The following is a 26,342-nucleotide window of genomic DNA, read 5'->3' on the forward strand; positions in this document are numbered from 1 at the left end:
CAGCGATTTTATCCTTACAGGAAGTTCCTTTTCTTTCTTTACAGGAACAAAAGAGAGAGAAAGTCTGGAAAAGCGAATATGAAATACTACTTTCTGAAAAGAATCTTTCTAATTTTTCCTACGCTTTTGGGGATTACTTTTGTGGTTTTTTTAATTTCGAATCTGGCGCCGGGAGGAGCCCTCGAAATTCAAATAGCAAAACTAAAGAATACTGCGAGTCAGCAGGGCGGAAGCACCAAGCGCATCACCCAGGAAGAAATTGAGAGAATCAAGAAAAAACTTCATCTGGATAAACCCATTCCTATAGCTTACCTGTACTGGCTGAAAGACGTAGTTCGCTTTGAACTCGGGGATTCCCTACTCTATTATAAACCGGTGTCTACCCTGATAACAGAAAAACTTCCTATTTCTCTTACTTTCGGGCTTTCGGGTTTCTTCATCGCCTATATTGTCTGTATTCCCCTCGGTATTGCTAAAGCCATCAAACACGGAGAACGGTTTGATATTGTCACGAGCCTTGTGATCTTTATTACCTATTCTATGCCGGTTTTTGCCCTTGCCGTTCTTCTTTTGTATGTATTCGCTTCGGGAGAAGTATTTGATATTTTTCCCCTCGGACACGAAGTTTCAGATAACTATGAAAGCCTCGGAACCTTAGAGCGCTTAAAAGACAGACTCCATCATATGTTTTTACCGGTTCTTTGCTATGTGTTCCACTCCTTCGCCGTATTAACCCTTCTCATGAAAAACTCTCTCCTCGAAGAAATTAGCAAGGATTATGTAAGAACAGCCGTAGCCAAAGGCTTGAGTTTTAAAGAAGCGGTGTATAAACATGCACTGCGCAATTCCCTTATTCCGATTGCAACCGGCTTTGGAAATAATTTAAGTCTGATTTTTGCCGGTTCTTTAATCATTGAACTGGTATTTAATATCGATGGAATGGGCCTTTTGAGCTTTCAGGCGGTAACAGAAAGAGATACCGTTTTAATGATGGGGCTTTTACTCGTTCAAAGCTTACTCAGTTTAAGTGGAAATATTCTTTCCGATTTTTGTTATGTTTTAATAGATCCAAGGATAAAGTTTGAATAGCCTATGTTGAACCCGGATACAAAACGCAGACTCCTTAAGTTTAGAAACAATAAAAGAGCTTTTTATTCTTTACTCTTTTTACTCAGCACGTATTGCATTTCGCTTTTTGCACCCGTAATTGCGAACAATATCCCGCTTCTGGTGAAATACGAGGGAACTTATTATTTCCCTATTTTTTCCTTTCATTCAGAAGAAACCTTCGGAGGAACCTTAAAAACGATTCCGAATTATAAGAAGCTGGCTAAGGAAGAGCGGTTTCAAAATGGTTCCAACTATATCCTCTTTCCTTTGATTCCATACGGAGTAAATGAAGATAACCTGGCCAGCCTGGAAGCCGGTGTAATTCCTCCTACCGCACCGGATACCAGACACTGGTTCGGTACAGATGATAGGGGACGGGACGTTTTTACCCGCCTTTTTTACGGATACCGAATTTCTTTGACCTTCGGCCTGGTTCTGGTCTTTATTGAATTGTTTTTAGGCACTATAATCGGTGGAATTCAGGGATACTTTGCAGGTCTCGTTGATTTAAGCTTCCAAAGGCTAATTGAAATTATATCTTCCATACCTTTTCTATATCTTATTCTAATCATGGGATCTTTTTTTGGAAGAAGTTTTGGGATCCTGCTTTTTACATACGGTGTAATCAGTTGGATAGGAATCAGCTATTATATGCGGGGAGAATTTTATAAATTACGCTCTTTTCAATTCGTAGATGCAGCCAGGGCCTTCGGAGTTCCGAACTATAAAATCATACTTCGCCACATCATCCCAAATGCCATAACTCCCCTCGTTACCTTTCTTCCCTTTTCATTAATCAGTTCCATTTCAGTTTTATCGGCCCTTGACTTTTTAGGCTACGGAATACCCGCTCCCAATCCATCCTGGGGAGAACTTATCGCACAGGGAAAAGAACGCCTGAGTGCCTGGTGGTTAATTGCCTTTCCTTCACTGGCTCTTTTTACAACCATCCAGCTCACTTCCTTTGTAGGAGAAGGTTTGCGGGATGCTTTTGATTCCAAAGAAAAGGTGGTAATTCATTAATGGGAAACCTCCTTGAAGTAAAGAATCTCTTTTTAGATATTGTTCTACCTCATTCTATTTTACCTGTAATACAGGATGTATCGTTTAACTTAAAAAAAGGAGAAATCCTGTCCCTTGTAGGAGAATCAGGTTGCGGAAAATCAGTTTGCTCCATGTCTTTAACAAGACTTTTACCCGTAAACCTCATTCGATACAAAGAAGGAGAAATCCGCTTCGGAGAGAAGAACCTGATATCTCTTCCCAACGAAGAATTAAGAAAGATTCGGGGAAAAGAAATCGCCTACATTTTTCAGGATCCCTTCACCAGCTTAAACCCTTTAAAAAAAATCAAAGATCAATTAACCGAATCTTACCTGATTCACATTTCTCCTGATAAAAATCAAGCGATAAAAAAGGCGAAAGAACTTTTGTCTTCAGTAGGTTTAACCGACCTCGATACAAGACTGGATGCCTATCCGAACCAGATGAGCGGAGGAATGCTACAGAGAATCAGTATTGCCATGGCCCTTATGTGCGAACCACAACTGCTTATAGCCGATGAGCCGACTTCCGCTCTGGATGTAACCATACAGGCACAACTTGTAGACTTACTGTTAGGACTTAAAAAGGAAAGGAACATGTCGATATTATTCATTTCTCATGATATGGGTTTAGTTTCAGCTCTTTCGGATAGAATTGCCGTGATGTATGCCGGACAAATCGTAGAAACCGGAACGATAGATGAAATTGTCGAAAATCCGAGACATCCATATACAAAAGCTTTAATTGCTTCGGTTCCCTCCGGTCTAAAATTAAAAAAGGAAGAGAAATTAAAAACCATACCCGGTATTGTTCCAAGTCCCGACAAATATCCTGCGGGTTGTCATTTTTCCACTCGTTGCGAAAGTGTTTTAGAGAAGTGTAAATTAGAAAAACCAAAAGTTTTTACAGTTTCGGATGGCCATGGAAGCCGTTGTTTCCTGGAGGAATAGAGTATGCTTGAAATTCAAAACTTAAATGCAAGTTATATCGTTGCGTCTAAAAAGCCTTTTCAAAAAGATATTATACGGGCCGTTGAGAATATTGACATGACAATAGGCGATGGAAAGGTTTTAGGCCTCGTAGGAGAATCCGGTTGCGGAAAATCCTCACTCGGAAAAACCCTGGTTCGCCTACATAAAGAAGATTCGGGTTCTGTTCTTTTTAATGGTATTGATATTTTAAAACTCAATAAAAAAGAAATGTTGCAACTCAGAAAAGAAATTCAAATTATCTTTCAGGACCCCTACTCTTCTCTAAATCCGAGAATGACCGTCTATGAAATTATCACGGAAGGCCTCTCTTTACACGGAAAATATAGCAAAGAAGAAAAAGAAAAGCTGGCGAGAGAAATCCTGCAAAAGGTAGCCTTAAAAGAAGATATATTATACCGTTATCCTCATGAGTTTTCGGGAGGTCAGAGACAAAGAATTGCGATTGCAAGAGTTTTAATCTTAAAACCCGAATTCGTAGTTTGTGATGAAATTGTTTCTGCCCTTGATGTTTCTACCCAGGCACAGATAGTAAACCTTTTACAGGATTATCGTAAAGAACATAAACTTTCTCTGCTCTTTATCTCACACGATTTAAGTATTGTTAGTTACATTGCCGATGAAATTGCCGTAATGTATTTAGGAAAGGTAATGGAATGGGGGAAAAAAGAAACCTTATTAGAAAATCCCCTGCACCCTTACACAAAAGCTCTTTTTGCATCTAATTTTGAGATTTCCGGAAGGAAGAAAAAGCGAGAGATACTGAAAGGAGAAATCCCCGGAGTTATCCATAAACCTTCCGGTTGTTATTTCCATACACGCTGCCCAATGGTTGAAAATCGTTGCAAAACCGAAGAGCCCATCCGGAAAAAGATTGGCGATTCACAGTATGTAGCCTGTCATCTGGTTTAATATGAAGCTTACAGCAGGGAATATTCGGCTTTCAAGAAATTTAAAAGTTGCCTTTTTTTTCCTTCTATTTTTGCATTTTTCTTCTACTCTATATGTTCCTATCCTGATTAATGGAATTCTTTATTATCTTGTAAAAAAAGTCAGTTCCACTGTGGGTTTTAAAATCACCTTTCGGGACTCCGGAATTGACTTTCTTCCCAAATTACGCTTAAACTTCTATGACCTCAAAGTAAGTGACCCCCAAAATCAAGAACGAATTTATACACAATTACACGAATTAGGGTTAGAACTCTACTGGACTCGTTTTTTACAGAAAGGTAAATACTTTTTTAAAAATGTAGTCTTACGAGAAGGAGAAGTAGATGTAAACCTGTATGTAGACCAGGCCTTGAAGATGATACAAGAATCGGAAGAAAAAGAAATTAGAGAGAAGCAAGAAAAACTTCCTGTAAAAGAAAAAATAGGAAAATCAAATACGGCAGAAAAAGTATTACGGTACATTAACGAAAAGTTAGTAATTAATAATGTAGAAATTGACAATGTTAAAGTAAATTTGGATAAGCTAACCGAACACGTACAGGATAATGTTTACGTTTATCATTTGAAGGGAAACATGCCTTCCTTTTCGGAAATTGACGTGGAAACAAAACTCAAGTATTATTCCAGCCAGGTAGAAGCAAAAGGGAGTATTGATCTTGATTTGAATAAACTGGATTTTAATAATATTGGCTTTAAAATGAAATTAAAACTGGATGAAGTTGCCCTCGGTCAATCAGAAAAGTATGTACGCTTTCCCAATCTTTTACTCAAACAATCCAAACTAAATGCAAATCTATATGTAGATAAAAATACGAAATCAGATTTACTTCTAGTAAAAGGTACAACTTCCATACCCAAATTATACTATAAGGCCGGAAACCGTATCTCTTTCGTTCAGCCGATTAACCTGAATACCCGAGCCATCTATAATCATAAAAATGCAAGTATCCAACTGGAAAACTCAAATTATGTAATCGGGAATATTTCTTCCGGTAGCTTCGATGCAAATTTAAAGTTTTCAAATGTGCCTTACCTGAGTTCCAATATTCGTGCAAATTATATACATCTCGAACCGGTGTTGCACTTTGCTTCTTCTTTTTCCAGAGTAAATAAAAAAGAATCGAAAAAAGAAAATAGAACCATCCGAATTCCTATCAATTTCGATATACAACTATATTCCGGAAACATGGAATATAAGCATAATGCTATCTATCACCTTAACTCCAAACTAAGCCTTCAAAACTCATTTTTATCAATACCCTCCTGTAGTTTCCGAGTTTCAGATGGAGAAGTATATCTACTCGGAAAGGTTGATTTCATAAAAAATATGCAATCTCAATTTGATATAAACCTTGAGAACATAAACCTTGAAAAGTTTATCCGCAATTTCCATGACAAAGACCTGGTTTCAGGAAAGCTTCAGGCTGTTTTTCGTATCCGAACAGAGGGTCTCTCCAAGAAAGATATAAAAAAGAATCTTTTCGGAACCGGAGAGTTAAATGTAAAAGATGGACAGTTATTTGATAAAGCCAACTTTTTGAAACCCATATATGCTCTGGATAAAATTATTAGCATAAAAAAAGAGAATGAAACCTTGAGTAGCTTTCAAAATATGAAAACTACTCTATATATTCAAAATGAAACCATACAGATTCGGGATTTTGAATATAAAGGACTCGGGCTTCAGGCCAAAGGTAAAGGGGATGTGGACTTTTCCTCCAATGCAAGTTTAAGAATTACGGTAGGTCTGGAAGGTCTTGTAGGAAAAGCTATCAAAGTTCCGATAATCTACAATTCAGAAAAAACTATTGCGTTTATTGTAGACCCCATCTGGCTAACCAGCGTATATGCCGGAACTCTAATCCTGGCCGGACCCGCCGGAACAGTAGTAGGTGGACTCGTAGGCTCGGCTGTATCCGAAGATGTAGATACGGGTTGGAGTTTTTTCAAAGGATTCTTCGGGAAGAAAAAGAAAAGCAACAAATAAAAAAGCCTGTGAAAACTCACAGGCTTTTGAAGTATTTGAGAGAGACTCTATTTGAAATGAAAGGTTTATTTCAAGTTTTCTGCAATCAACTCGGATAAATCTTTCACTTTCACTTCTTCTGTTTTTCCTGCTGCTTTAACTCCATCCAGAACCATAGTCATACAGAATGGACAACCCACAGCAATTGTACTGGCTCCTGTATCCAGAAGCTGGTTGGTTCTTTTTACGTTCACACGTTCTCCATGCTCCTCCATCCACATCTGGGCTCCACCGGCACCGCAGCAGAGTCCCTTGGTATGGTGATCAATAGGCTCACTTAAGTTTCCTCCGGAAACTGTTTTCACTACCTCTCTTGGGTTTTCATAGTTACTATTATATCTTCCTAAGTAGCAGGAATCATGATAGGTAAACTTGCCATTGGCTGCATCCTTAGCTACACCAACATCGATTTTTTTCTCTTTAACTAACTGGTTGATGAATTGCGAATGATGAACTACTTCATAATTTCCACCGAACTGAGGATATTCATTCTTGATAGTGTTGAAACAATGCGGACAGGTAGTAACAATTTTTTTCACGTTGTATCCGTTCATGGTATCTACGTTTGTCTGGGCCAAGGTCTGGTAAAGATACTCGTTTCCACCCCTTCTGGCTGAGTCACCGGAGCAGTTTTCTTCTGTTCCGAGAATACCGAAGTTTACATTAGCTTTTTGGAGAATTTTAACAAAAGAACGGGCTACATCCTTATTCCTATCGTCAAAAGCACCGGCACAACCTACCCAGTAAAGAATATCTACATTTGGGTCTTCAGCCATCGTTTTTACATTCAGGCCCTCTGCCCAGTCTGCACGGGTATGAGCTCCGACTCCCCAGGGGTTCGAGTTATTTTCCATGTTCTGGAAGGCAAGTTGAAGCTCTCCCGGAAAGCTGGTTTCGGTGAGCACTAAGTAGCGCCTCATTTCCATAATGGCAGTTACCTGGTTATTGCCAACCGGACAGGCTTCCACACAGGCGTAACAACTGGTACAACCCCAGAGTTCTTCTTCAGAAGTGTAGTTGCGGATGACCCCGGTATCCACCTCAGCAAGGGCTTCTACCAGCTTGTCGGCAGCGGTTTTTTTCTTAATTTCCTGCACTTCCGGCATTTTTTCTAAAAGAGCGTGTTTAATATCTGTGATAATTTTTTTCGGATTCAGAGCTTTTCCGGTTCTGTTAGCCGGACACTGTACCTGACATCTACCGCACTCGATACAGGCCAGACCGTCTAAAAGGTTCGGCCAGGGAAAATCCTGAACTTTATTCCTTCCCCAGAGAGCATCTTCGCTTTCATCCTCAAGATTCAGTTTATGAAGCATACCCCGGGGAGTATCTGTTACTAAAAAGAAATTTATGGGAGCAAAAATCAAGTGAGAGTGCTTGGAAGTCGGAACATACAACATAAAGGCAAATACAGTCAGAATATGCACCCACCACATTACCTGGTAAACTGTATCGGCTGTAGCGCCACTTACTCCTAAAGCTGTCCAGATGCCACCAATACCGGAAGCAATGGGACTGGCTCCATCAGCAAAAGACTGAGATACTGCTTTGGCCCCTTCTCCTAAAAGAGTAGAAATCATCAGGGTACCAATCATGCTGATTACAATAGCAGAAGCGGTAGAGGGAATATCCAGACCTTTGGCTTTGGAAATCCATCTTCTCCAGGCAAAATACCCCAGGCCCAGAAGAACAAAGAAAGAGATGATTTGAACCAGAAGTTCATAGGCGTGAGCCGCACCCTTGCCCAGAAGAGCTTCTACGATAGAGAATTTATAGAGTTCAGTGAGACTACTCATCCAGTATCCCGCCACACCGGCTATCATCTGGTTCGTTGTATGGATAGAATAGGTTAAAAAACCATAGAAGATGAAAGCATGCATCAGACCGCGGATGGGTTCTTTAAATAGCTTTTTCTGGAGGATAACGTTATTCCAGACGCTTTTAAGGCGAAAACCGAGGTTTGAGTTTTTCTTGAAGCATTCGTTAAACTGGGCATCACGGGCGGAAAAAACCAGCCCCAACCTGTAGAGCACAGCACGCACAAAAACCACGTTGGCTATGATGAATAATACGGTGAAAACAAGATGAAAGATTAAGTTTTCCAAGAGTACACAACCTTTAGCTATAAGATTTGGTACATGAAATCAACTCAATCTCTAACTGTCGATTCATTTTTCCCGGATCATCATTTCCAAAACCCTGAGAAAACTCATTAAAAAGGGAAGGGAAAGCTCCTCCCTTTTTCCGATTTACAGGAAAATCTTTGCAGGATAAACTGCTCTTATGCTAACAATCGCGTATGGAGAGGCCAATTTCGATAATCTGAGAAGGAATCAACGCCTGTTTCTTGATAAAACTCATTTTATTCCGCAGCTCGAACATGTAGAAAAGTTTTTCTTTATTCGGCCCCGGCGTTTCGGAAAAAGCCTCTGGATTAGTGTTTTACAGGCCTATTACGACCTGAAAAAACAGGAAAAGTTCGATGAACTTTTCCATGAGCTCTACATCCATAAACAACCTACAGAACTGAAAAATTCCTACCTAGTTCTCAAGTTTGACTTTTCCGGTATGGACACATCTTCTGAGAAAAAAATGCAGTTTTCTTTCCATCATCGCGTTCGGCAAACCGTCATACGCTTCTGGCAGGATTATCAGCATTTATTTAGCCGGGTTGAAATAGAAAAGCTCCTCGAACGCTGCGAGACTCTGGATGCAGCCGAAATCATTCAGGATGTAAAAGATACGGTAGCACTCAAAAACCTTAAGGTCTATACTTTTATCGACGAATACGATCATTTTGCCAATAAGCTCGCTTCGGAGGGAAAAGAAGCATTTGTTCGTGACATTATCTCTGAAACCGGCTATGTCCGCAACTTCTACGAGCAAATGAAAATAGCCAGTGGAGAAGGTGTATTTGAAAGGTTTTTTATCACCGGTGTTTCTCCTATCATGCTCGATGAACTGGCCAGTGGTTTTAATATCATGAGCAATATGACAGGCCATCCGCAGTTCAATGAGATGCTGGGCTTTACAGCAGAAGAAGTGCGGGGCATATTAGATAAAGTGCCCCTGGAAAGATTTGCTAAAAAGAGCAAAGAAGAAGTGTTTCTGGATATGACTACATTTTATAATGGTTATCTGTTTTCTGAAGAGGCCCATAAGAAAGTGTTCAATTCGGATATGGTTTTGTATTTTCTACAGTATTTTCATGATGTGGGTTATCCTAAAGAGATCCTTGATTTTAATGTAAAGACAGATTATAGCAAGCTGAAAGGCTTGATCGTGGGTAGTAGCGGTAAGGAAAACCTGAAACGAATCTTAGAAGAAATTAATACTCAGGAGTATTTAACCTTTCAATTAGTACAGCGCTTTACCTTTGAAAACCGCTTGAAAGACTACGAATTAAAATCATTATTGTTCTTCTTCGGCCTCTTAACCATGACAAATATTCCCAACCGTTTTGTTGTGCCGAACCAGGTGATTAAAACCCTACACTGGGAGTATTTCCAGAACTTCCTCGAAGAAAACGGGGTGGACTTCGATGTAAGTGCTCTGCACAACTGCATTGCCGAAATGTCCGAGTCCGGGAAAGTAGAGGGCTTGAAAAATTTAGCTGTTGATTTCTTTCAGAATAAACTCTCAAACTTCGATTTTTCTGCCATGACAGAGAAGCATATCAAGTTTATGTTTATCTCCTACTTTACTTTGAGTAAGCTCTACAACATTATCTCCGAAAGAGAACTACCCGGCGGCAAACGCATCGACCTTCTCTTCGAAGCTCACCCGGCCTATTACCATTACGTGATGCATAACTTTATCATGGAATTCAAATATATCTACAAGAAAGATTCTCCTTCGGAAGCCAGAGCAAAGCGGGAAGCGGCTATTTCCCAGGCAAAAGAATACTACGAGACCTACAAGCGTGACTTCAAGCAATTTGGCCGAGAACTCCATTCCATGGCTCTCATCGTGACCCACGACAAACAGGTAGAACTTGTGGAGGTTGCCGGGTTTTGACACCTTAAGAGAGAATCTTACTGTCCGATAAATTATATTCACTTATATCTGGAATTTACAATACACGGTATCTCGATTTCCATAACCAAATCTCCTCTACCTTACATCCCCCCCTCTTTTTTATCTACACAGGACAAACTCTTTTTCTAGGACTCGAAACAAAAATCCTTTATTATTTCATCCCTTTAAAGAAGGATGAAATAATCATTTTTTATAAGGTATACAACGAGTTCCGTTCTCAGAGTTTTCAATTAAGTAAAGATACCTTCCTTTCTAAAAACCGGGTTTCCAGCGTTTTAAAAGCAGAGAATTACTTACTACGGAAACAGAACTCATAGCCATAGCCGCTCCTGCAAACATAGGGTTCAAAAAACCCAGGGCTGCGAGGGGAATGCCGATTACATTATAGATAAAGGCAAAAAACAGATTCTGCTTGATTTTCCGAATCACCGCACGGGAAAGAAGCAGGGCTCTGGGAACCGAGAGAAGTTCATTTTTTAATAAGCTGACATCTGAAGTTTCAATCGCAATCCCCGAACCGGAAGCTAAGGAAAAACTTAAACTCGCTTCAGCCAATGCCGGCCCATCGTTAATGCCATCCCCTATCATCCCGGGAACCTTGCCTTCCTTTTTTAGCCGGAGAATGGCTTCTCTTTTTTCATGGGGCAGAACTTCAGCTTTAAAGGTTTCTATACCCAGTTCCTGTGCCAGTAGAACAGCTTTTTCTTTTTTATCACCAGTAAGCATCAGAGTTTCTATACCCAGTTTTCTCAGGATTTCGAGGGCTTTTTTCGCATCCGGACGTAATTCATCGCTTACCTGAAAACACCCCAGATACCGCCCCTTCTTTCCAACAAAGGCTGTGGCTTCTATGGATGTCGGAACCGAAATACCGTTTTCTTTCAGGAAACCGGCGCTTCCGATGTAGTAATCCACTCCTTTTATACTTCCACGAATTCCTTTTCCGGCTTCGGTTGTTAAATTTTCAATTTCCGGAGGAGAAATCTGTCTATTTTTTAAAAAACTGCGAACCGCATAAGCAAGGGGATGGTTCGACTCATTTTCTAAACACAGGGCAGTAAAAAACTCGGATTCCTCTTCAACAGAGGAAAGTTCATAAGATTGTATAAGAGTTTTACCGCTGGTAAGAGTTCCGGTCTTATCAAAGGCCAGAATATCTACCCGGTTCATTTTTTCGAGGGTCGCTGCATCCTTGATTAAAATTCCCAGTTTAGCACCGAGGCCGCTTCCGGCAACAATCGCTGTGGGAGTAGCCAGTCCGAGGGCACAGGGGCAGGAAATTACCAGAACCGCAACGGCATTGATAATCGAAAGCTCGAGGTTTCCCGTAATCAACCACCAGACGAGAAAAGTACAAAAGGATATAAAAACTACAGTCGGCACAAAAAAAGCCGACACTTTATCAGCCAATTTCTGAATCGGGGCCCTCGATTCTATAGCCGTTTCCACGGTTTGAATGATTTTCGCGAGAGCCGTATCTTTTCCCATCGAAATAGTTTTAACTTCCAAGCTGGCATTCAGGTTTTTTGTTCCGGCATATACCTTCTCCCCCGGCCTGACAGAACGGGGAAGGCTCTCTCCTGTAAGGCTTGCCTCTTCAAGCGCGGATTCTCCCTTTAGAACCTCTCCATCAACCGGAATGAGTTCTCCCGCTCGAACCTGGCAAACTTCTCCTGACTGAATCTCTCGAATGGAAGTCTCTTTCCATTCCTCATCCCTTCGAACCAGGGCTGTTTCGGGCTGGAGCTCAATGAGTTCTTTAATTGCACTGGAGGTCTTTTTTCTTGCCCCATGTTCGAGGATTTTTCCAAGGTAAACGAGGGTAATAATGGAAGCACTGGCTTCAAAATACAGATGTTGTCCGGGATGAATTAGGAGTGTATAAAGACTTAAAAAATAAGCCGTGGAGGTTCCGAGAGCCACCAGTACATCCATATTCGCACTAAAACCCCTGAGAGCGGAATAAGCTCCTTTGTAAAACCTGTAACCCACGATAAATTGAACCGGTGTGGCCAGAAGGAGTTGTACATAAGAGGGAATATGATAATGAAAATTAAAAACCATGAGAAGCATGGGAAAAACGAGAGGCAGGGTAAGAATTACCGAAAAAATAAAGAGATAAGTTTCTAACTTTTCGCGGGATTTTGTTTTTTCATCGGTTCTGTCTTCGAGGTATTCCCTCGCTTTGTAGCCGGTATTTTCTATAAGCTGGATGATTTCGGAAGCCTGGATTTTCGTTTCGTCCGAGATACTTACCACTGCTTTTTCCGTGGCAAAATTTACACGGGCTTCTATGCCCTCGATACGGTTTAATTTCTTCTCGATTCTTGCAGAACAGGCTGTACAGGTCATGCCCTCAACAGAGAAATAGATTTTCTTCTCACTCATAAAAAAAGAGACGTAAAACTTACGTCTCTTTCCTTATCGCGAATAGCAGTTAGAACTGCAATTAGAAAAAATTAGTTAGTGTCTATGTCCCGAATGCTATTGGCTACTTTTACATAATCTTTATGGATAGCACCTTCTACGAGCTTATCCAGAGTTCTGGCAGCACCTTCTACCATGTTACGGTAATTTCTCAGGATACGAACCCTGTAAGAGGGATCCATGATTTTTCCGTATTCTACAACTTCCAGGTCTAACTTTCCGTACTGAGTGTATTTCTGGATGGTAAGTTTTACAGAAGCAGCATCGCCTTTTCCGCTGAGTTCTCTAATCTGGGTAAGTTCATAAGTTCTTGCACCCAGACGGCCTTTTCTTTGTTTGAAAGACAGCTCATTGGAACCCAGATCCAGGGTAAAAGATTCATTTATCATGTAATGATAGACCTGACCCTGAATAGAGTTTTTGTAAGCTTCGGTTTGCCTGGTGAATTTATTGTCTTTTACTTCGTCGGCTCTGTATTTTTTGAGGTAGGGAACCAGTTTTTGAATTTTTTCGGAAAAAAACTTAATATCTTTTTCGAGATTCTTAACATCTTCTTCCAGCTCTTTTCTTGAGTCTTCCGAAGGAAGATTTCTCATTTTCGGGTTTCCTTCCCCGTCGAGTTCTACGGTATAAGTCGTGTTCGAGTCTCCTGAACTTCCACTTCCGGCAGCACCTGCGGCATTGTCCTGAGCAAAAATCCCGGTTGTCAACGACAATCCAATCAGAATGTATAGTAATTTCATAGGGCTCATACTTCCTTGTAATTTATTATCGATTTTACTACTAAGCGTTCTCCACTATTTATTTTTATTTCCGTTTATTTTTACAAGATTTTTTCTTTAAGTCTTTTTTATTTTACTTCTTTTATGTACAGGAAAAGAAATAGCCCTTGAAGAATTTTTAAGGCTCCTGTTTCTTAACCAGATGGGAATGGAAAAGCAAAATCATGAATAAAACCCTAAAATATATAATGTTTATAGGCTTATTTTTATCCATTTTTGGGATAGGCCTTATTGCCCTTAACATATTTCAATACCGGCAGTTTTCCTCGGAATGGGAAAAAGCAAAATTTGAGAGTACCGGAAAATCCTTCAATGAATTTATGTTCATGGGCCTTCCCTCCTCCCTCGAAGAATACCTGAAACATTCTATCAAAGAGGGAACACCCCTTGTAAATAGCCTGGCTCTCGAATTGGATGGAGAACTATTATTAAAAGAAAAAGACCTGAAATTTACTTCTGAAAATCTTTTATCTCCTTTTGAATATTTTATATCTAAGACCAAATTATCCGGGGGAATCAGTTACGAGCATTGGAAAAAAGGAAAAGGAGAGACGAATTTCAAGCTTTTCGGAGTTATCCCGATTTCCTCCCAGCAAAATGAAGAAGTAACAAGACATAATGCAATAAAATTTGCCCTTTTACTACCTTTCATTCCCTCAGCATTTTTATTACAACAGGAAATGCAATGGAAAGAAGAAAATTCTAATATACTTCAAATTTCCTTTTTTTTAGGAGCCGAGAAATTCAAGGCCCGATTTGAATTAAAAGAAAATGGTAGTTTAACAAGGTATACTCTATTAGATAGGGATATTACTTATGAGGTTATCTTTCTAAATGAAAAACAATATTCCGGTTATACCCTTCCCTCAGAATTTCAAGTTTTTCAAACAAAAAGTAATTTAAAGAAAGAACAAATTTCCAGGGTTCGAGTAAAGAAAGCTCAACCCATATTTTAGGAACACATAATGAATTATCTATATTCTATTATTCTCATGGTTTTGTTTTTTCTTTTAGTTCCCCTAAAAGCCGCTCCAACGGAAGACTACTTCAAGCCCGAGTATGTAAAAAACTTTTCCGATAGATTTTACAGAGAAAACTCGGCAAAAACTCCGGGGATGTTGATCCTGATAAGTAAAAAGGGGAAACTTTTACACAGGGGCACCTACGGATTTTCTAAATTAGCACCGGAAACCACTTTTCTTCCCGAAAAAACTTCCCTGCCTCTCGGAAGTATATCTGAATTTTTACTGAGTCTTTCTCTTTTAAAATTACAGGCAGAAGGTAAATTTGACTTAAACGAAGATATTAATAAGTATCTAAAATCTTTCCGAATTAAACTGCCTTTTAATACATACCTGACAGGACGACATTTTCTTAACCATGCAGATGGACTTGTAGATGTAGAGCATGGCTTTTATTCTTTTCAACAGGAAAAAAAGACTCCTATTCCTTTGAATAATCTGGCTACCGATAGGTATGCAGAACCGGGTAATTTTTCCAGTCATTCCTTTCTCTCCTATTCGGTCCTAACAAAACTTCTGGAAGATATAAGCGGAATGAAAGCAGAAGAGTATATACAAAAAAATTTATTTAATATATTAGAAATAAAAGATGTATTTTCAGAACCGGACTTTCAAATGAAAGATCCGGTTTCCTTTTATTACAGTCAGGATAGAGATTGGAAGCTATTTCCCCAACTTTTTTTGATTCAAAGTCCGAGGCTTAACTTTTATATCGGGCTTGAAGGAATAGAAAAACTTTTACAGTACTTTAGCGAAAGACCGAAAGACAAGATAAAAGAATTTGATTGGAACTTTATTTTTCGCAAGCAATATAGTTTTGTATCGGATACTGAAGGTATGAGTTACGGGCTTTATGAAAACTATCAAAATGGGAAAATTATTTTTTATAAAGATGCCCTCCTGCCTTCCGGAGAAGCGAGGCTCTGCATTTTTTCTGATGAAGATATCTCGATATTTTTCTTCTCAAATGCAAAAAGTTCCTTTTTACGACAAAAGTTTATTACTTCCTTCTTAAAGACTTTTTTTCCCTCTAACAAAATTTCTCAAAAACCGGAAAGTAATCTCGAAGAAAAAAAGAGGATGAAAGATTATAGTGGTTATTTTGTACCCCATAAATTTTCGGGTAAAACCATAAGTCGAGTTACTGCACTCTTATATGCGTTTGAAGTAAAACTTGACGAAGAAGCCTATCTTCATTATAAACCTCTTTTCCCGGGTCTGAATCCCAACCTACAGGAGGAATTAAAATTCAAAGAAACAGAACCTCTTTTTTTTAAAGAAGAGCAATATGGGATACATTCCGTATTTCGGGTCGATAATTACGGGGAAGTCAGCCATGTTTATAATGCTTTCAGTAACCATAACTTATACAGAAAACTCAAATGGTATGAAAACCCGAAAGTTTTCTTTTATACCTATGCGTTTCTTTTGCTCTATTTCTGTTTGATTTTTAGTTTTTTAGTTTCTTCTTATATACTATATCTATTTAAATTCCCTGTTGCCAGGGAAACTCTCGATAAAGAAAGTCGATTGGTACGGGTTTTGCGAAAACTTATCACTACTCATAGCCTGCTACAGGGTTTTTTCTTTTTAGCTTCTGCTTATATCCTGGTATTCAGGGGAGGATTATGGTCGGATGCCCGCTTTCCGGGGCTTTACCTCGGTTTTCAGGATTATGAAAAACTTATCTTTTACACACCTGTTTTAAGTCTCGGAGTCCTATGTATCATCCTTTACAGTTCTCTCAGGGCTTTTGCTGAACACAAACTCAGCTTTCACAGGAAATGGAAATATGGCATCTATATCATACTTTCCTTATTTACTTCCTTATTCTTAAACCACTGGAACCTGCATGGTTTTAATTTTTAACTTATATTAAAACTACATATGTTCAGTTGCAACCTGTGTATTCCGTTTCCTTTCTTAACTTTAACCTGCTGCAAATAGACAATTTTCATTCGACTTTCCAGCTATTGAAAAAAGAGAATCCGGAAATAGCCTTGACGAAAGATCTGGAAATCCATATAATAGAACTACCCAAATTTCTGAAACAAAAGCTTAAGCAAGCAAATTGAAGGATATATAATTTGATACTAAATATTTTTAAAGAAGATTACATAAACTTAATATTCTTACTCATTTTTTTATTCTTCTTTTTTCTTGTCCTATGGATAGCAAAGCATAAAAAATGGTCTGTAGCCCAAATCGATATAGGTTCCGCAATACAGATGTTTTTATTACCGGGAAAGTTCGATATATTTGTCGCTTCCCAGGTATATAAATTCGAAGATGAAATAGAACTCCAATCTTTTCTTTTCAATGAGATCAAAGAAAATCCTAAAAGTGAATACTGGAGATATGTACTGGCCGAAGCTTATGTAAGAATGCAAAATCTACCCAAGGCAAAGGAAGTGCTATCCTATTTATTCAAGACTTCTATCAAATCCCCTACTATACAAAAAGAAGCCCGGGTTTTAGATACCTGCACACGGGCTCTGTCGGGGGAGAGTCCGAAATCGAGTCAAGAAAATTTGGTTCAGATATATATGTGGCCAAAAATCTGTATTTATATTTGCGGAACAATTGTTCTGATAGATGAAAAAGAAGAAGCTATAAAAAAAGTTCAGGCTACTTTTATGCAGAGTTCGTCTAATCCGTATTATGCATTTGCTCTAACTGAAATTTATATAAGGCTTTGCGATACAGACAATGCAAGGAAAATGTTAGATAAACTAAAAGAAATGAACCTTGATGGATGGCTGAAAGAGGAAATACGTATTTTAGAAAAAGAAATATACTATACAAAAAAAATTATCTAAATAAACTATGCTTCAGGAGTTATAAAAATGGGTTCAATTATATTTTTTCTAATTATTGGTGCTATCGCAGGATGGCTTGCCGGACTTCTAATGAAAGGAGAAGGTTACGGAGCAATAGGTAATATTCTTCTTGGCATCGTAGGAGCTATCATCGGCGGTTACTTATTTAAATTGGTGGGTATTCGGGTCGGAGGATTTTTTGGTTCTTTAATTTCTGCAACTTTAGGCGCAGTAATTATATTATATGGTGCTAAAATACTAAAAAAATAATATGGTACTAATCAAAAGACATTTAAGTTGAAGCTTGATCTGTTTACTTTTTGTTTCCAATTTTTTACAGGCAAGTCCTCATAAAAAAGGAGGTACTGAGAATAAATTATTATACCGCGGTAAACTACTTTGATATACCTTACCCGAAAGACTTTACAGCCATTCCCGATAAACCCGTATCCGGTTCCGGAAAGCAAGGGGCTGTTTAAAAAGTCGCTTCGAACTCCATCGGGGCTTCGATAATGCCATCGGGCCCTGAGCACTAAAGCGAGCACTTTTTAGATAGCCTCCCACGATTAAAGAAATTACACTTTTAAAACCAAAAAAAAGGTTTTATGATTGTCATAAAATTCTTAGGAATTATTATTTTTTCTATTATAAAGGAACTTATGCTCAGAAAAAGACCTGTAGAAAATGGATTCACTCTTTCCCGCTGGACAATTCAGGTAAAACTAATTGGCATTACCTCTTTAATTCTTCTCTTTTTCATCAGCGGTATTATCATTCTTACAACCTATTTTTTTAAAAATGATAGTGAAGTCAGAATAAAGGAAAATAGTCTTAAAGTTGCACAACTTATAGGCCATAAAGTTCGATCCGATTTTAACTCGATTGTTGAAAAATCTATGATACTCGCCAATGCCATGGCTTTTGAAAAAATAACAGAAGAGAAAAAAGAAGAACTCCAGAAGCTTTTTTTCCGGAATGATAAAAACTTTGTTTATCTCGGGGTTTTTAAAGAACAGGGTCGATATTTAAAATCTATAAGAAATACTTATAATCTTGATTACATACTTGAAAATCGACTCGAAGAAAGTGATTTAGAAAGGCTTGTCTATTTACATGCGAATGTTCTCCAAAAAGCATTTAATGGTGAAGTTGTTCTTCATAATGTGAGCCAGGGTTTTCCCTTTCCGATTATTGCTATCAGTGTTCCTTATCTTGATATGGAAGGAGAAAAGTCCATTCTCATTTCTCTATTACGGGTGGAAAAAATATTAAATGTGTTTGATAGCTCAAGTCATATAAAAGCCTTCATGGTGAATTCCTCCGGCATTGCCATTACACACCCCGACGCAAACCTGGTTCTTTCTTCCAGTAACTTATCCGATACTCCCCTTGTAGAAAGGTTCTTAAACAATAAAGCCGGTAACGGCCAGATGCGATATAAAGATAAGAGAACCGGAGAATACTATCTCGGCTCTTACGCTAAAGTCGCCTTTGCTGATGCGGGTGTAATGACTTATATTCCGGAGAATATAGCTTTAGAAGAGGTCTATAATATACAGAAGAGAAATTTGTATATTCTTGCCATCGCTCTTTGCTCGGCTATTCTGATTGTTTTATATTTCGCCAAATCTATCACAGGGCCGGTACTTAGTCTCGTTGATGCCAGCCGTTCTATAGAAAAAGGTGTTTTTAAGCTTGATATCAAACCCCAGACTCGGGATGAAATCGGCCTTCTTACCAACTCCTTTTTAACAATGGGATTGGGCTTAGAAGAAAGAGAAAAGGTGAAAAGCATATTGGGCAGCATGATAGATCCGGTTGTGGTTAAAGAAGCCATGAAAGATCTGGCTACCCTCAAAAGGGGGAATGAAAAAATCATTACTGCCTTTTTTTCTGATGTTGCCAGCTTTTCTACTATCAGTGAAAAATTAACTTCCGCCGAATTGGCTTCCCTTCTAAATGAATATCTTTCGGCTATGACGATTATTCTAAAAGAACATGAAGGAGTTTTGGATAAGTACATAGGGGATGCAATAGTTGGAATTTTTAATGCTCCGGTAGAGATAGAATCTCATTCTTTGAAAGCGGCAAGGGCTTCTGTTCGGATGATGGAAAAACTCAAAGAACTTCGGACTTACTGGTCTTCCAAAAACCTTTATTGCCGAGAAGCACAACTAATGGATATTCGAATAGGCTTAAATACCGGTACGGCAAAAGTAGGGTTTATGGGTACGGACGCTCTTGCTTCTTATACTATGATGGGAGACACGGTAAACCTGGCAGCCAGATTAGAAGCGGCTGCGAAAGACTATGGAGTGAATATTTTGATTAGTGAGGCTATGCAAAGAAAAGTTGATGAGGTGATGCATTGCCGTCATTTAGACCTGGTTCGAGTAAAAGGTAAAAATGAACCTGTGAAAGTATATGAGTTAATTGGCGAAAAAGCAAACCTGGAATCTTCTCTTATTGAATCGGTTCAACTATATGAAGAAGGAATTCGCTATTATCTTATGAGAAACTGGAAGGTAGCTATTCAGAAATTCTCTGAGTCTGAAAAAGTGAAAGGAAAGACCGATAAAGCCGTAAAACTATTACTTGAACGCTGTGAAGAATATACGAAGAATCCTCCTCCTGAGGATTGGGATGGAGTGTTTACAAGGACACATAAGTAGTATGAATTTCTTGAGAAATAAAACTCAACTGGCAACAATAGTTTTGCTATTCCTAATATTCATTTTTTCATTCCTTCTTTATCGAGATCTAACGCAAAAAAGAAGAGGAGGGAATGAAAAAGTAATCGGATATATTCTGGAAAAAGAGAATTATATATATAGAAAATATAGTTCAGATGTTATTTGGGGTAAGGTAAGAAAGAAAGATATAATCAAAAATAAAGACACGATTCGTTCTTTAGAAGGTTCGAATGCCGAGATCCATCTGTACGATGGAACGGTACTCAGATTGGAAGAAAACAGCATGATTTATCTCGATTTTTCGGAAAATAATATCAATATCGACTTTAGAGCCGGAGGCTTAAAAATTAAGCGTTTTGGAGAGAAAGCATCTACAACCAAACTAAAAGTAAATACAAAAAACAATGTTACCGGAGTAGCCAAAGATACCGAAGTTAGTCTTTTTATGAAAGGCAGAGAAGAGTTAAACCTGAGGGTACAAAAAGGAAAAGCTAATTTTGAAACAAATGGAAAAGTAAAAGAAGTTTTAGAGGAGGAAAGTATTTTAGCAAAAGGGAATAGAGTTGAAAAAACTCTTACTTCTATCCGCCTCTCAGAACCTGCCGAAGGAATTTATTATATACCAAAGCCGCAAAAAATTCAGTTTAGTTGGACAAAAAAAGGAATCAAGGGAAAGGTAATATTCGAAATATCTAAAGATTATTATTTTAAAAGACCTGTCAAAAGAGCTGAGCTGGAAAAAGATGATACCAGTCTTGTCCTTCCGGGAGGCGTATATTACTGGAGAGTAAGAGGTTCTGATGAAAAAAGAAAAATGCAGTATTCTGAAATTCGTAAATTATCCCTTCAAGGTTTACAAACTCTTGCTTTTTTCTCACCTCGTGAGGGTGAAAATTTTTCTTATGTGGAAGAACTTCCGCGCATAAGCCTTTCCTGGGAAAAAGTATCTTATCCTTCAAGCTATAAATTGGAAATTTTTTCAGATCCAAATCTAAGTAAACAGGTATATTCAGAAGATCTTATTTCTACCCGCTTCCGACTGAAACCTCTATCAGAAGGTACATACTACGCCAGGCTGACAACAAAACCGGGTGCTCGGGAAATAAAACCACAGGTCTCGGATATACGAACCTTTCATATCATTAAAAGTGGAGAATTAACTGCACCAAAAGTAATGAAAGGAACGAGAAGTTATACTTTTTCAAAAGCCAGCTTAAATTCGGGTAAAACTTTACTGAATTGGTCTTCCGATGTGAGCTATAAAGAATTTGAAGTAGAAATCTCGAAAGAAAGCGATTTCAAGCAAAAGCTATTGCATAGAAAGGTGGAAGGTAATTTTGTAAAAATACCTCCCGAATTGCCGGAAGGACAGTATTACTGGAGGGTTAGAGGCATTCAAAATTCGGGTAAGACCTCTGATTATTCAAATGCAAGGCTACAAATCAATAGTAAGGAAAAGATTCGAATTATAAAACCCGATAAAAATGCAAGTTTTGTAAGCGGAAGTTACAAGGCAATCTTATTTATCTGGACAAAGGCCAGCATTACAGGTGAATACATTTTAGAAATATCAAAAGATAAATTTAGTACAATTTACAAATCTGAAAGAACTATTAATAATCAACTAAGCCTTTCTGATTTACCGGAAGGAGAATATTCTTACAGAGTTCGATTCATCAGGAACAAAGAAGAACTCGCCGAAACTTCTGTTCGAAAACTTTTAATTTTAGGTAAAAATGTGGCTCCGCTCTTAAAATACCCGCTAAAAGATCAGATCGTTAATATGACAGCAAAAGACTTTCTTGAGTTTCGCTGGGAAGGTAAGGCTTCCGTAAAAGAATATCGCTTCCGTTTATTCGAAGCGGGTAAGGGAAAAGCAATTGTAGATACTTTTATAAAGAAAAATAAGTATATCATAAGAAATCTACGATTATTGAATGAAACAAGTTATCACTGGGAAGTTCAAAGTCTATTCGGAAAAGATAGAGGAGAAAGTTTATTTTCCAAAGGTTATTTTTCTATAACTTTAGATAATCCGGACAGTGTTCCGCAAATTATAACTCCTGATGAACAGATAATAAAGTGAGAAAAAAATGAGAAATTTTTTTAAGATACTACTATATAGCTTACTTCTTATATATTCTCTTGTAATTGGAGCGGAAGAAGAGAAACCGAACGGTCAAATAGAGATTAAATGGAAACCTGTAGCCAATGTAGAAATATATAGAGTAGAGTTAAAATATCCGGATGGAAAAATAAAATCATATGAAGTAAAAGAAGAAAAAATTTCTCTGGAACTCGAAATCGGGGAATACGAATACCGTATAGGAAATCTGAATAAACTTGGTAGATTAAAGGGTTTTACCGAGTGGCACCAGTTACATGTAATTATAGCGAAAAAACCGGAATTAAATAAGGGACAAAATCGAGAAATTACAGTTCCGGTTCGAGAAAAAGTTTTACTCAGTTTAAGCGGAAAAAATTTTTTACAGGATACGAAAGTCTTCTTCCGCTCCACCGGAAAAGAACTGAAACCTGTTCAGACTCAATATGACAGCCACGAGCATCTTCTTGTGCATCTAAAACCCGGTCCGGAAGATATAGGTTCTTATAGTATTGTTATACAAAATACAGGAGACAAAGTTACGGAATATAAGGATTTCTTAATACTTAAAAAATCAGAAGACCCTACTGAAAAAGAAAATAAAACAGCTTCTGAACATGCTCTTTATCGTTCATTACTCTATCCGGGAACTGAACAGTGGTACCGGGGAGAAAGAACGAAGGGGCATATTTTAACCGGAAGCACTGTATTTTTCTTGTTCTCTTATTTTTACTTTCATGAGCAACGACTCAAAACAAACCTGGATTACCAGGGAGATGTAATAGCTCTGAGTTTATTGCCCCTGGATTACAGGGCCTTTCCGGCTGCTTTTTTACTATTTCAAGCCGGGCAGGATACAAGGCAAACAACAAGAAAAAATCTAAAATTAGAGAAATACGCTTTGAATGCGCTTATCGGAATCTACCTATATAATACCTACGACGTATTTTCAAACAGGGGAGGATTTTCCTTTTCTTACTCCTCTGATAAAAAAGAAGAAAGTTTTCAATTGGGGTACAGCATTCGTTTTTAAAATAAAATTAAATTTACAAGAAGTTTGCCTTTTTTATACGATTATAATAGAGGAATCATGCTCTTTGATAGTTTTATAAATAAGGAAATCGAAAAGAAGACCAGACCTTTAGAAAGAGAAATTGAAATCCTTAAATATATTTTCTGGCACCTTCCGCATATATTCTTTGTTCGTAATCGAAATGGTGTTTTCGTATTGGCCAATAAAAAAATTGCGAATAATTTTGGTGCTACGGAAATGTCCGGAATCATCGGGAAAACGGATTATGATTTCATTGCCAATCCGGAACAGGTAAAAAATATTCAATTGCAGGATCAAAAGATTATGGACTCAAAAGAGCCTGTAATCATCCCAAAAACCCGCTATGTAAGCAAAAGTGGACAGGAAACCTGGCTTCAGACCTATAAAACTCCTATCGTAGAGCCGGATGGTCGCTGCAATCACGTTCTTGGATTCTCCATAGACGTTACAGAAAAAGTGCAGATGGAAATACGGGCCAAGAATGCCACAGACCGTCTCGCAGAAACGGTTATGACAGTTACTGAATACGTCCAGCAAATTATTTCTTCCTCTGATAAGGTAGTGGATAGTAGCCGTCTTCAGGCAGAGAATCTCCATATTCTAACAAGTATTGCTTCAAGGGTTATGGAATCAAACCTGCGAGTTCTGGAAATGATACAGGCCTCCCTCGCTACTGTAAATAAAACTACTGAACTGGCCAGAACCGGGGAAAATTCAATTCATATCATGAATGAGTCTATGAGCCGAATAGACGAAAGTTCCCGAAAAATGTTGAATATTATTGAAATTATAGATAACATCGCCGACAGGACCAACCTTCTTTCCCTGAATGCTTCTATAGAATCTGCCCGTGCCGGAGAAGTGGGTCTCGGCTTTGCAGTAGTAGCTAAAGAAATCTCAAACCTGGCTGAGAAATCCAATCAGAGTACAAAAGACATACGTAATCTGGTGAAGCTTACCGGAGAAGAAATAAAAACCGGAGCCCACAACATTGAAGAAGGAAGTAAAACATTTCGAGAAATCATTAAAGAAGTGCAAACGGTTCAGCTAAAAACCGAAAAAGTAAATGTACAGATGGGAGAAGAGCAAAAACTCTTTAAAACTCTGACGGAAAAAATCAATGAGGTAGATACAGAATCAAATAATATAAAAAAGCTGAGTAATGAACAGATGGGGATGGTAGAAGCTGTTATGGATGTAATCCACAACCTGAATGCTGAATTTCAGACGCTTCTACAATCACAGGAGGACAGTTAATCGCGTTTTTTTAAGCTGCTGCGGTCTGTTTTTCCTTTATTGCCTGGTTAATTTTTTGAGCCATACGACTTTTATTGCGGTTTGCATTATTTTTATGAATCAGTTTTTTCTTGGCTGCTTTATCCAGAGAAGATGCATATTTATTAAAAAGAGAGGGTAATTCTTCTAACTTCCCTTCTTTTATAGATTTCAGGATGTTTTTTGCAAATGTCCTGATGGTGGAGCGTTTTTGCATGTTGGCAAGTCTTCTTTTTGCCGTTCTTCTGATGTCTTTTTTTGATGATCTTATATTAGCCAATTTTGTCCTCTTATTAAGTAAACGTGTTGTACAGGAAACAGAAGCCTGCCTGTACTGACAAGTATTTTTTCAAAACGAAGTCCCGGAATCAGGACTTTTTATAGGAAACTTCCAGCATTTTTTCTACGGAATTTCTGGCTTTCCGAATAATTTCTTCTGAGAGATGAACCTCAAACTGCTCTTTCAGTAGGGCCTCTTTTACCTTTTCAAGAGTAATCTTTTTCATATGAGGACAGGTCTGGCAAGTCGCCACAAATTTTCTATCCGGGAAAGTGCTCCGAAGGTTATCTCCCATAGAACATTCGGTAACCAGCATAATATTTACTTTATCTGAGTTGCGGATAAAAGTTTCCATCTGGGAAGTTGAACCGGAAAAATCCGAAGCATCCACCACTTCTCGTTTGCATTCCGGATGGGAAATCACGACCAGGTCTCCTTTATACAACCTGCGCACAGACTCAATATCAGCTCGTGAATAGATTTCATGCACCATACAGGAACCCGGATGGGTAATGATTTTTTTTGAAGTATGTTTCTGAACATTAGATGCAAGATAGCGATCAGGAAGAAAAATCACTTCCTCTCCGGGTAAGGATTCAACTATCTGTAAAGCATTAGCGGAAGTACAACAGATATCAGTTTCGGCTTTTACTTCTGCGGTGCAGTTTACATAAGTGACGACCGGAACTCCGGGGTGTTTAGCTTTCAATTCCCGAACTTCCTGTCCGGTAATGCTTTCTGCGAGAGAACAGCCGGCTTTTAAATCTGCAATTAAAACTTTTTTCTGTGGAGATAATATCTTCGCCGTTTCCGCCATAAAATGAACCCCATTGAAGAGGATAATATCTTCTTTCACTTCAGAAGCAGCCTTACTCAGATAAAGAGAGTCCCCTACTATATCAGAAACCCCGTGAAATACATCCGGAGTCATGTAGTTGTGACCCAGAATAATCGCATTCTTCTCTTTTTTTAAACGATTGATTTCGTCTATCAGGCTTAACTTATATTCGATTTCCTCTTCCAAATAGCTGAGCTTTAAGGCTTCTTTTAATTCAGTTGTATTCATGCTTAGAAAGGAGTCTCTAAAAAAGTAGCTCCTGTCTCCTTTACAGTATCTTTTTTTCCGGAATTACAGTCTTTCTCGCAGACCTGCCATATAACCGAGGCATTAGAAGTTCCGGATTTCTGACTTTTTCGGTAAACTTCAGTGGAAGCAAACTTTTCTTTACAAAACTCTTCCTGGGTATTATAAACAGTATTACAATCTTTCCAGCATTGGAAAAAACTAATGAGAACTGAATCGATTCTTTTTTCCGCAGGATTGATAAGGTTTTTTAAACGACTTAATTCTGAATCAGAACAGCTAATGAGAACGGTCTGAGGCTGAAGAATGCAAAGATTTTCTACATTAATAAAGCTAATGCAGGCATTTTTCAGGGGATTTCCGCTGTCTGTATTCTGTAAAATATAGCTCAGAACTCTTTCTGTTTCTGCCGGGTCTTTTGAGGAGCCTCCCCCGCAGGCTATAAAAAAAAGGATAAAAATCCAGATATATATTCTCCAGTTGTACATGCAAAAATTTCTCGGTTCTCTTACCACTTCTGACGGTTTATCCAATCAGAATAGCAGAAAAAACTTTTCATACAGAGAGAAACATTTAAAAAAATAAGAGAGAGTTTTTACTCTTTTTGGTTTAAGTAATTGAGTTGTAATAATACTGTAATAAAG

21 protein-coding genes are annotated in these 26,342 nt (G+C 38.3%); 15 read left to right on the top strand and 6 right to left on the bottom strand.

Annotation, left to right across the window (positions count from 1 at the left end; genetic code table 11):
• Window positions 1-78 precede the first annotated feature (78 nt).
• Genes H7A25_00395 through H7A25_00415 form a run of 5 tightly spaced genes read left to right on the top strand, consistent with a single transcriptional unit; the run spans window position 79 to window position 6,081 of the window.
• Entirely contained in the window at window positions 79-1,089 is a 1,011-nt protein-coding gene (locus H7A25_00395) for an ABC transporter permease subunit (GenBank protein ID MCP5498335.1), read from the top strand.
• A gap of 3 nt (window positions 1,090-1,092) precedes the next feature.
• Complete coding sequence (locus H7A25_00400) at window positions 1,093-2,133, top strand: ABC transporter permease subunit (GenBank protein ID MCP5498336.1); 1,041 nt, start codon at window positions 1,093-1,095, stop codon at window positions 2,131-2,133.
• Window positions 2,133-3,104 (top strand): ABC transporter ATP-binding protein, encoded by a 972-nt coding sequence (locus H7A25_00405; protein MCP5498337.1) that lies wholly within the window; start codon window positions 2,133-2,135, stop codon window positions 3,102-3,104. Before H7A25_00400 ends, H7A25_00405 begins: the two co-directional genes overlap by 1 nt.
• Before the next feature lie 3 nt (window positions 3,105-3,107).
• Window positions 3,108-4,055 (top strand): ABC transporter ATP-binding protein, encoded by a 948-nt coding sequence (locus H7A25_00410; GenBank protein ID MCP5498338.1) that lies wholly within the window; start codon window positions 3,108-3,110, stop codon window positions 4,053-4,055.
• A gap of 1 nt (window position 4,056) precedes the next feature.
• Window positions 4,057-6,081 carry an AsmA family protein gene (locus tag H7A25_00415; GenBank protein ID MCP5498339.1) on the top strand — a complete coding sequence of 675 codons (2,025 nt, stop codon included), beginning with the start codon at window positions 4,057-4,059 and terminating at the stop codon, window positions 6,079-6,081.
• Window positions 6,082-6,146: 65 nt separating this feature from the next.
• On the opposite strand, the gene H7A25_00420 is transcribed toward H7A25_00415, so the two are convergent.
• Window positions 6,147-8,246, bottom strand: a complete 2,100-nt coding sequence (locus H7A25_00420; GenBank protein ID MCP5498340.1) for a (Fe-S)-binding protein — start codon at window positions 8,244-8,246, stop codon at window positions 6,147-6,149.
• Window positions 8,247-8,403: 157 nt separating this feature from the next.
• On the opposite strand from H7A25_00420, the gene H7A25_00425 reads away from it, so the two are divergent.
• Window positions 8,404-10,137: an AAA family ATPase gene (locus H7A25_00425; GenBank protein ID MCP5498341.1), complete on the top strand. Its 1,734-nt coding sequence runs from the start codon at window positions 8,404-8,406 to the stop codon at window positions 10,135-10,137.
• Between the two features lie 273 nt (window positions 10,138-10,410).
• On the opposite strand, the gene cadA is transcribed toward H7A25_00425, so the two are convergent.
• Both cadA and H7A25_00435 read right to left on the bottom strand, forming a co-directional pair.
• The gene (gene cadA / locus H7A25_00430; protein MCP5498342.1) at window positions 10,411-12,546 is read right to left on the bottom strand and encodes a cadmium-translocating P-type ATPase; all 2,136 of its coding nucleotides are present in this window, start codon (window positions 12,544-12,546) and stop codon (window positions 10,411-10,413) included.
• Window positions 12,547-12,617: 71 nt separating this feature from the next.
• Window positions 12,618-13,328 carry a hypothetical protein gene (locus H7A25_00435; GenBank protein ID MCP5498343.1) on the bottom strand — a complete coding sequence of 237 codons (711 nt, stop codon included), beginning with the start codon at window positions 13,326-13,328 and terminating at the stop codon, window positions 12,618-12,620.
• A 203-nt stretch (window positions 13,329-13,531) separates the two neighbouring features.
• Between H7A25_00435 and H7A25_00440 the strand changes: the two genes are divergently transcribed.
• The 9 genes from H7A25_00440 to H7A25_00480 all read left to right on the top strand — a co-directional run bounded on the left by H7A25_00440 (window position 13,532) and on the right by H7A25_00480 (window position 24,316).
• The gene (locus H7A25_00440) at window positions 13,532-14,323 is read left to right on the top strand and encodes a hypothetical protein (protein MCP5498344.1); all 792 of its coding nucleotides are present in this window, start codon (window positions 13,532-13,534) and stop codon (window positions 14,321-14,323) included.
• A gap of 9 nt (window positions 14,324-14,332) precedes the next feature.
• Window positions 14,333-16,258: a serine hydrolase gene (locus tag H7A25_00445; protein ID MCP5498345.1), complete on the top strand. Its 1,926-nt coding sequence runs from the start codon at window positions 14,333-14,335 to the stop codon at window positions 16,256-16,258.
• Window positions 16,259-16,293: 35 nt separating this feature from the next.
• Window positions 16,294-16,464 (top strand): PD-(D/E)XK nuclease family transposase, encoded by a 171-nt coding sequence (locus H7A25_00450; protein ID MCP5498346.1) that lies wholly within the window; start codon window positions 16,294-16,296, stop codon window positions 16,462-16,464.
• A gap of 12 nt (window positions 16,465-16,476) precedes the next feature.
• Window positions 16,477-17,208, top strand: coding sequence for a hypothetical protein (locus tag H7A25_00455; GenBank protein MCP5498347.1), 732 nt, complete (start codon window positions 16,477-16,479; stop codon window positions 17,206-17,208).
• Window positions 17,209-17,235: 27 nt separating this feature from the next.
• Window positions 17,236-17,478, top strand: a complete 243-nt coding sequence (locus H7A25_00460; protein ID MCP5498348.1) for a GlsB/YeaQ/YmgE family stress response membrane protein — start codon at window positions 17,236-17,238, stop codon at window positions 17,476-17,478.
• Between the two features lie 335 nt (window positions 17,479-17,813).
• Entirely contained in the window at window positions 17,814-19,880 is a 2,067-nt protein-coding gene (locus H7A25_00465) for a HAMP domain-containing protein (protein MCP5498349.1), read from the top strand.
• 1 nt (window position 19,881) lies between these two features.
• The gene (locus H7A25_00470) at window positions 19,882-21,987 is read left to right on the top strand and encodes a FecR domain-containing protein (GenBank protein ID MCP5498350.1); all 2,106 of its coding nucleotides are present in this window, start codon (window positions 19,882-19,884) and stop codon (window positions 21,985-21,987) included.
• A gap of 7 nt (window positions 21,988-21,994) precedes the next feature.
• The gene (locus H7A25_00475) at window positions 21,995-23,038 is read left to right on the top strand and encodes a hypothetical protein (protein ID MCP5498351.1); all 1,044 of its coding nucleotides are present in this window, start codon (window positions 21,995-21,997) and stop codon (window positions 23,036-23,038) included.
• Between the two features lie 24 nt (window positions 23,039-23,062).
• On the top strand, window positions 23,063-24,316 hold the full coding sequence (locus tag H7A25_00480; GenBank protein MCP5498352.1) for a PAS domain-containing methyl-accepting chemotaxis protein: 1,254 nt from the start codon (window positions 23,063-23,065) through the stop codon (window positions 24,314-24,316).
• A gap of 10 nt (window positions 24,317-24,326) precedes the next feature.
• On the opposite strand, the gene H7A25_00485 is transcribed toward H7A25_00480, so the two are convergent.
• From H7A25_00485 to H7A25_00495, 3 genes are all read right to left on the bottom strand, one after another.
• Window positions 24,327-24,614, bottom strand: a complete 288-nt coding sequence (locus tag H7A25_00485; protein ID MCP5498353.1) for a 30S ribosomal protein S20 — start codon at window positions 24,612-24,614, stop codon at window positions 24,327-24,329.
• Window positions 24,615-24,702: 88 nt separating this feature from the next.
• A complete protein-coding gene (gene nadA / locus H7A25_00490; GenBank protein MCP5498354.1) occupies window positions 24,703-25,680 on the bottom strand; it encodes a quinolinate synthase NadA in 978 nt (325 codons plus the stop codon).
• A 2-nt stretch (window positions 25,681-25,682) separates the two neighbouring features.
• Window positions 25,683-26,231, bottom strand: a complete 549-nt coding sequence (locus H7A25_00495; GenBank protein ID MCP5498355.1) for a hypothetical protein — start codon at window positions 26,229-26,231, stop codon at window positions 25,683-25,685.
• Window positions 26,232-26,342: the final 111 nt, after the last annotated feature.

It is taken from the genome of Leptospiraceae bacterium (genome assembly GCA_024233835.1).
Lineage (GTDB): Bacteria > Spirochaetota > Leptospiria > Leptospirales > Leptospiraceae > JACKPC01.

Bases quoted from the DNA above. Each gene is read 5' to 3' on its own strand.
- H7A25_00460 (MCP5498348.1), top strand. From the start codon at position 17,236: ATGGGTTCAATTATATTTTTTCTAATTATTGGTGCTATCGCAGGATGG.
- H7A25_00400 (MCP5498336.1), top strand. From the start codon at position 1,093: ATGTTGAACCCGGATACAAAACGCAGACTCCTTAAGTTTAGAAACAAT.
- H7A25_00475 (MCP5498351.1), top strand. From the start codon at position 21,995: ATGAGAAATTTTTTTAAGATACTACTATATAGCTTACTTCTTATATAT.
- H7A25_00425 (MCP5498341.1), top strand. From the start codon at position 8,404: ATGCTAACAATCGCGTATGGAGAGGCCAATTTCGATAATCTGAGAAGG.
- H7A25_00395 (MCP5498335.1), top strand. From the start codon at position 79: ATGAAATACTACTTTCTGAAAAGAATCTTTCTAATTTTTCCTACGCTT.
- H7A25_00415 (MCP5498339.1), top strand. From the start codon at position 4,057: ATGAAGCTTACAGCAGGGAATATTCGGCTTTCAAGAAATTTAAAAGTT.
- H7A25_00470 (MCP5498350.1), top strand. From the start codon at position 19,882: ATGAATTTCTTGAGAAATAAAACTCAACTGGCAACAATAGTTTTGCTA.
- nadA (MCP5498354.1), bottom strand. From the start codon at position 25,680: ATGAATACAACTGAATTAAAAGAAGCCTTAAAGCTCAGCTATTTGGAA.
- H7A25_00445 (MCP5498345.1), top strand. From the start codon at position 14,333: ATGAATTATCTATATTCTATTATTCTCATGGTTTTGTTTTTTCTTTTA.
- H7A25_00410 (MCP5498338.1), top strand. From the start codon at position 3,108: ATGCTTGAAATTCAAAACTTAAATGCAAGTTATATCGTTGCGTCTAAA.
- H7A25_00435 (MCP5498343.1), bottom strand. From the start codon at position 13,328: ATGAAATTACTATACATTCTGATTGGATTGTCGTTGACAACCGGGATT.
- H7A25_00440 (MCP5498344.1), top strand. From the start codon at position 13,532: ATGAATAAAACCCTAAAATATATAATGTTTATAGGCTTATTTTTATCC.
- H7A25_00465 (MCP5498349.1), top strand. From the start codon at position 17,814: ATGATTGTCATAAAATTCTTAGGAATTATTATTTTTTCTATTATAAAG.
- H7A25_00405 (MCP5498337.1), top strand. From the start codon at position 2,133: ATGGGAAACCTCCTTGAAGTAAAGAATCTCTTTTTAGATATTGTTCTA.
- cadA (MCP5498342.1), bottom strand. From the start codon at position 12,546: ATGAGTGAGAAGAAAATCTATTTCTCTGTTGAGGGCATGACCTGTACA.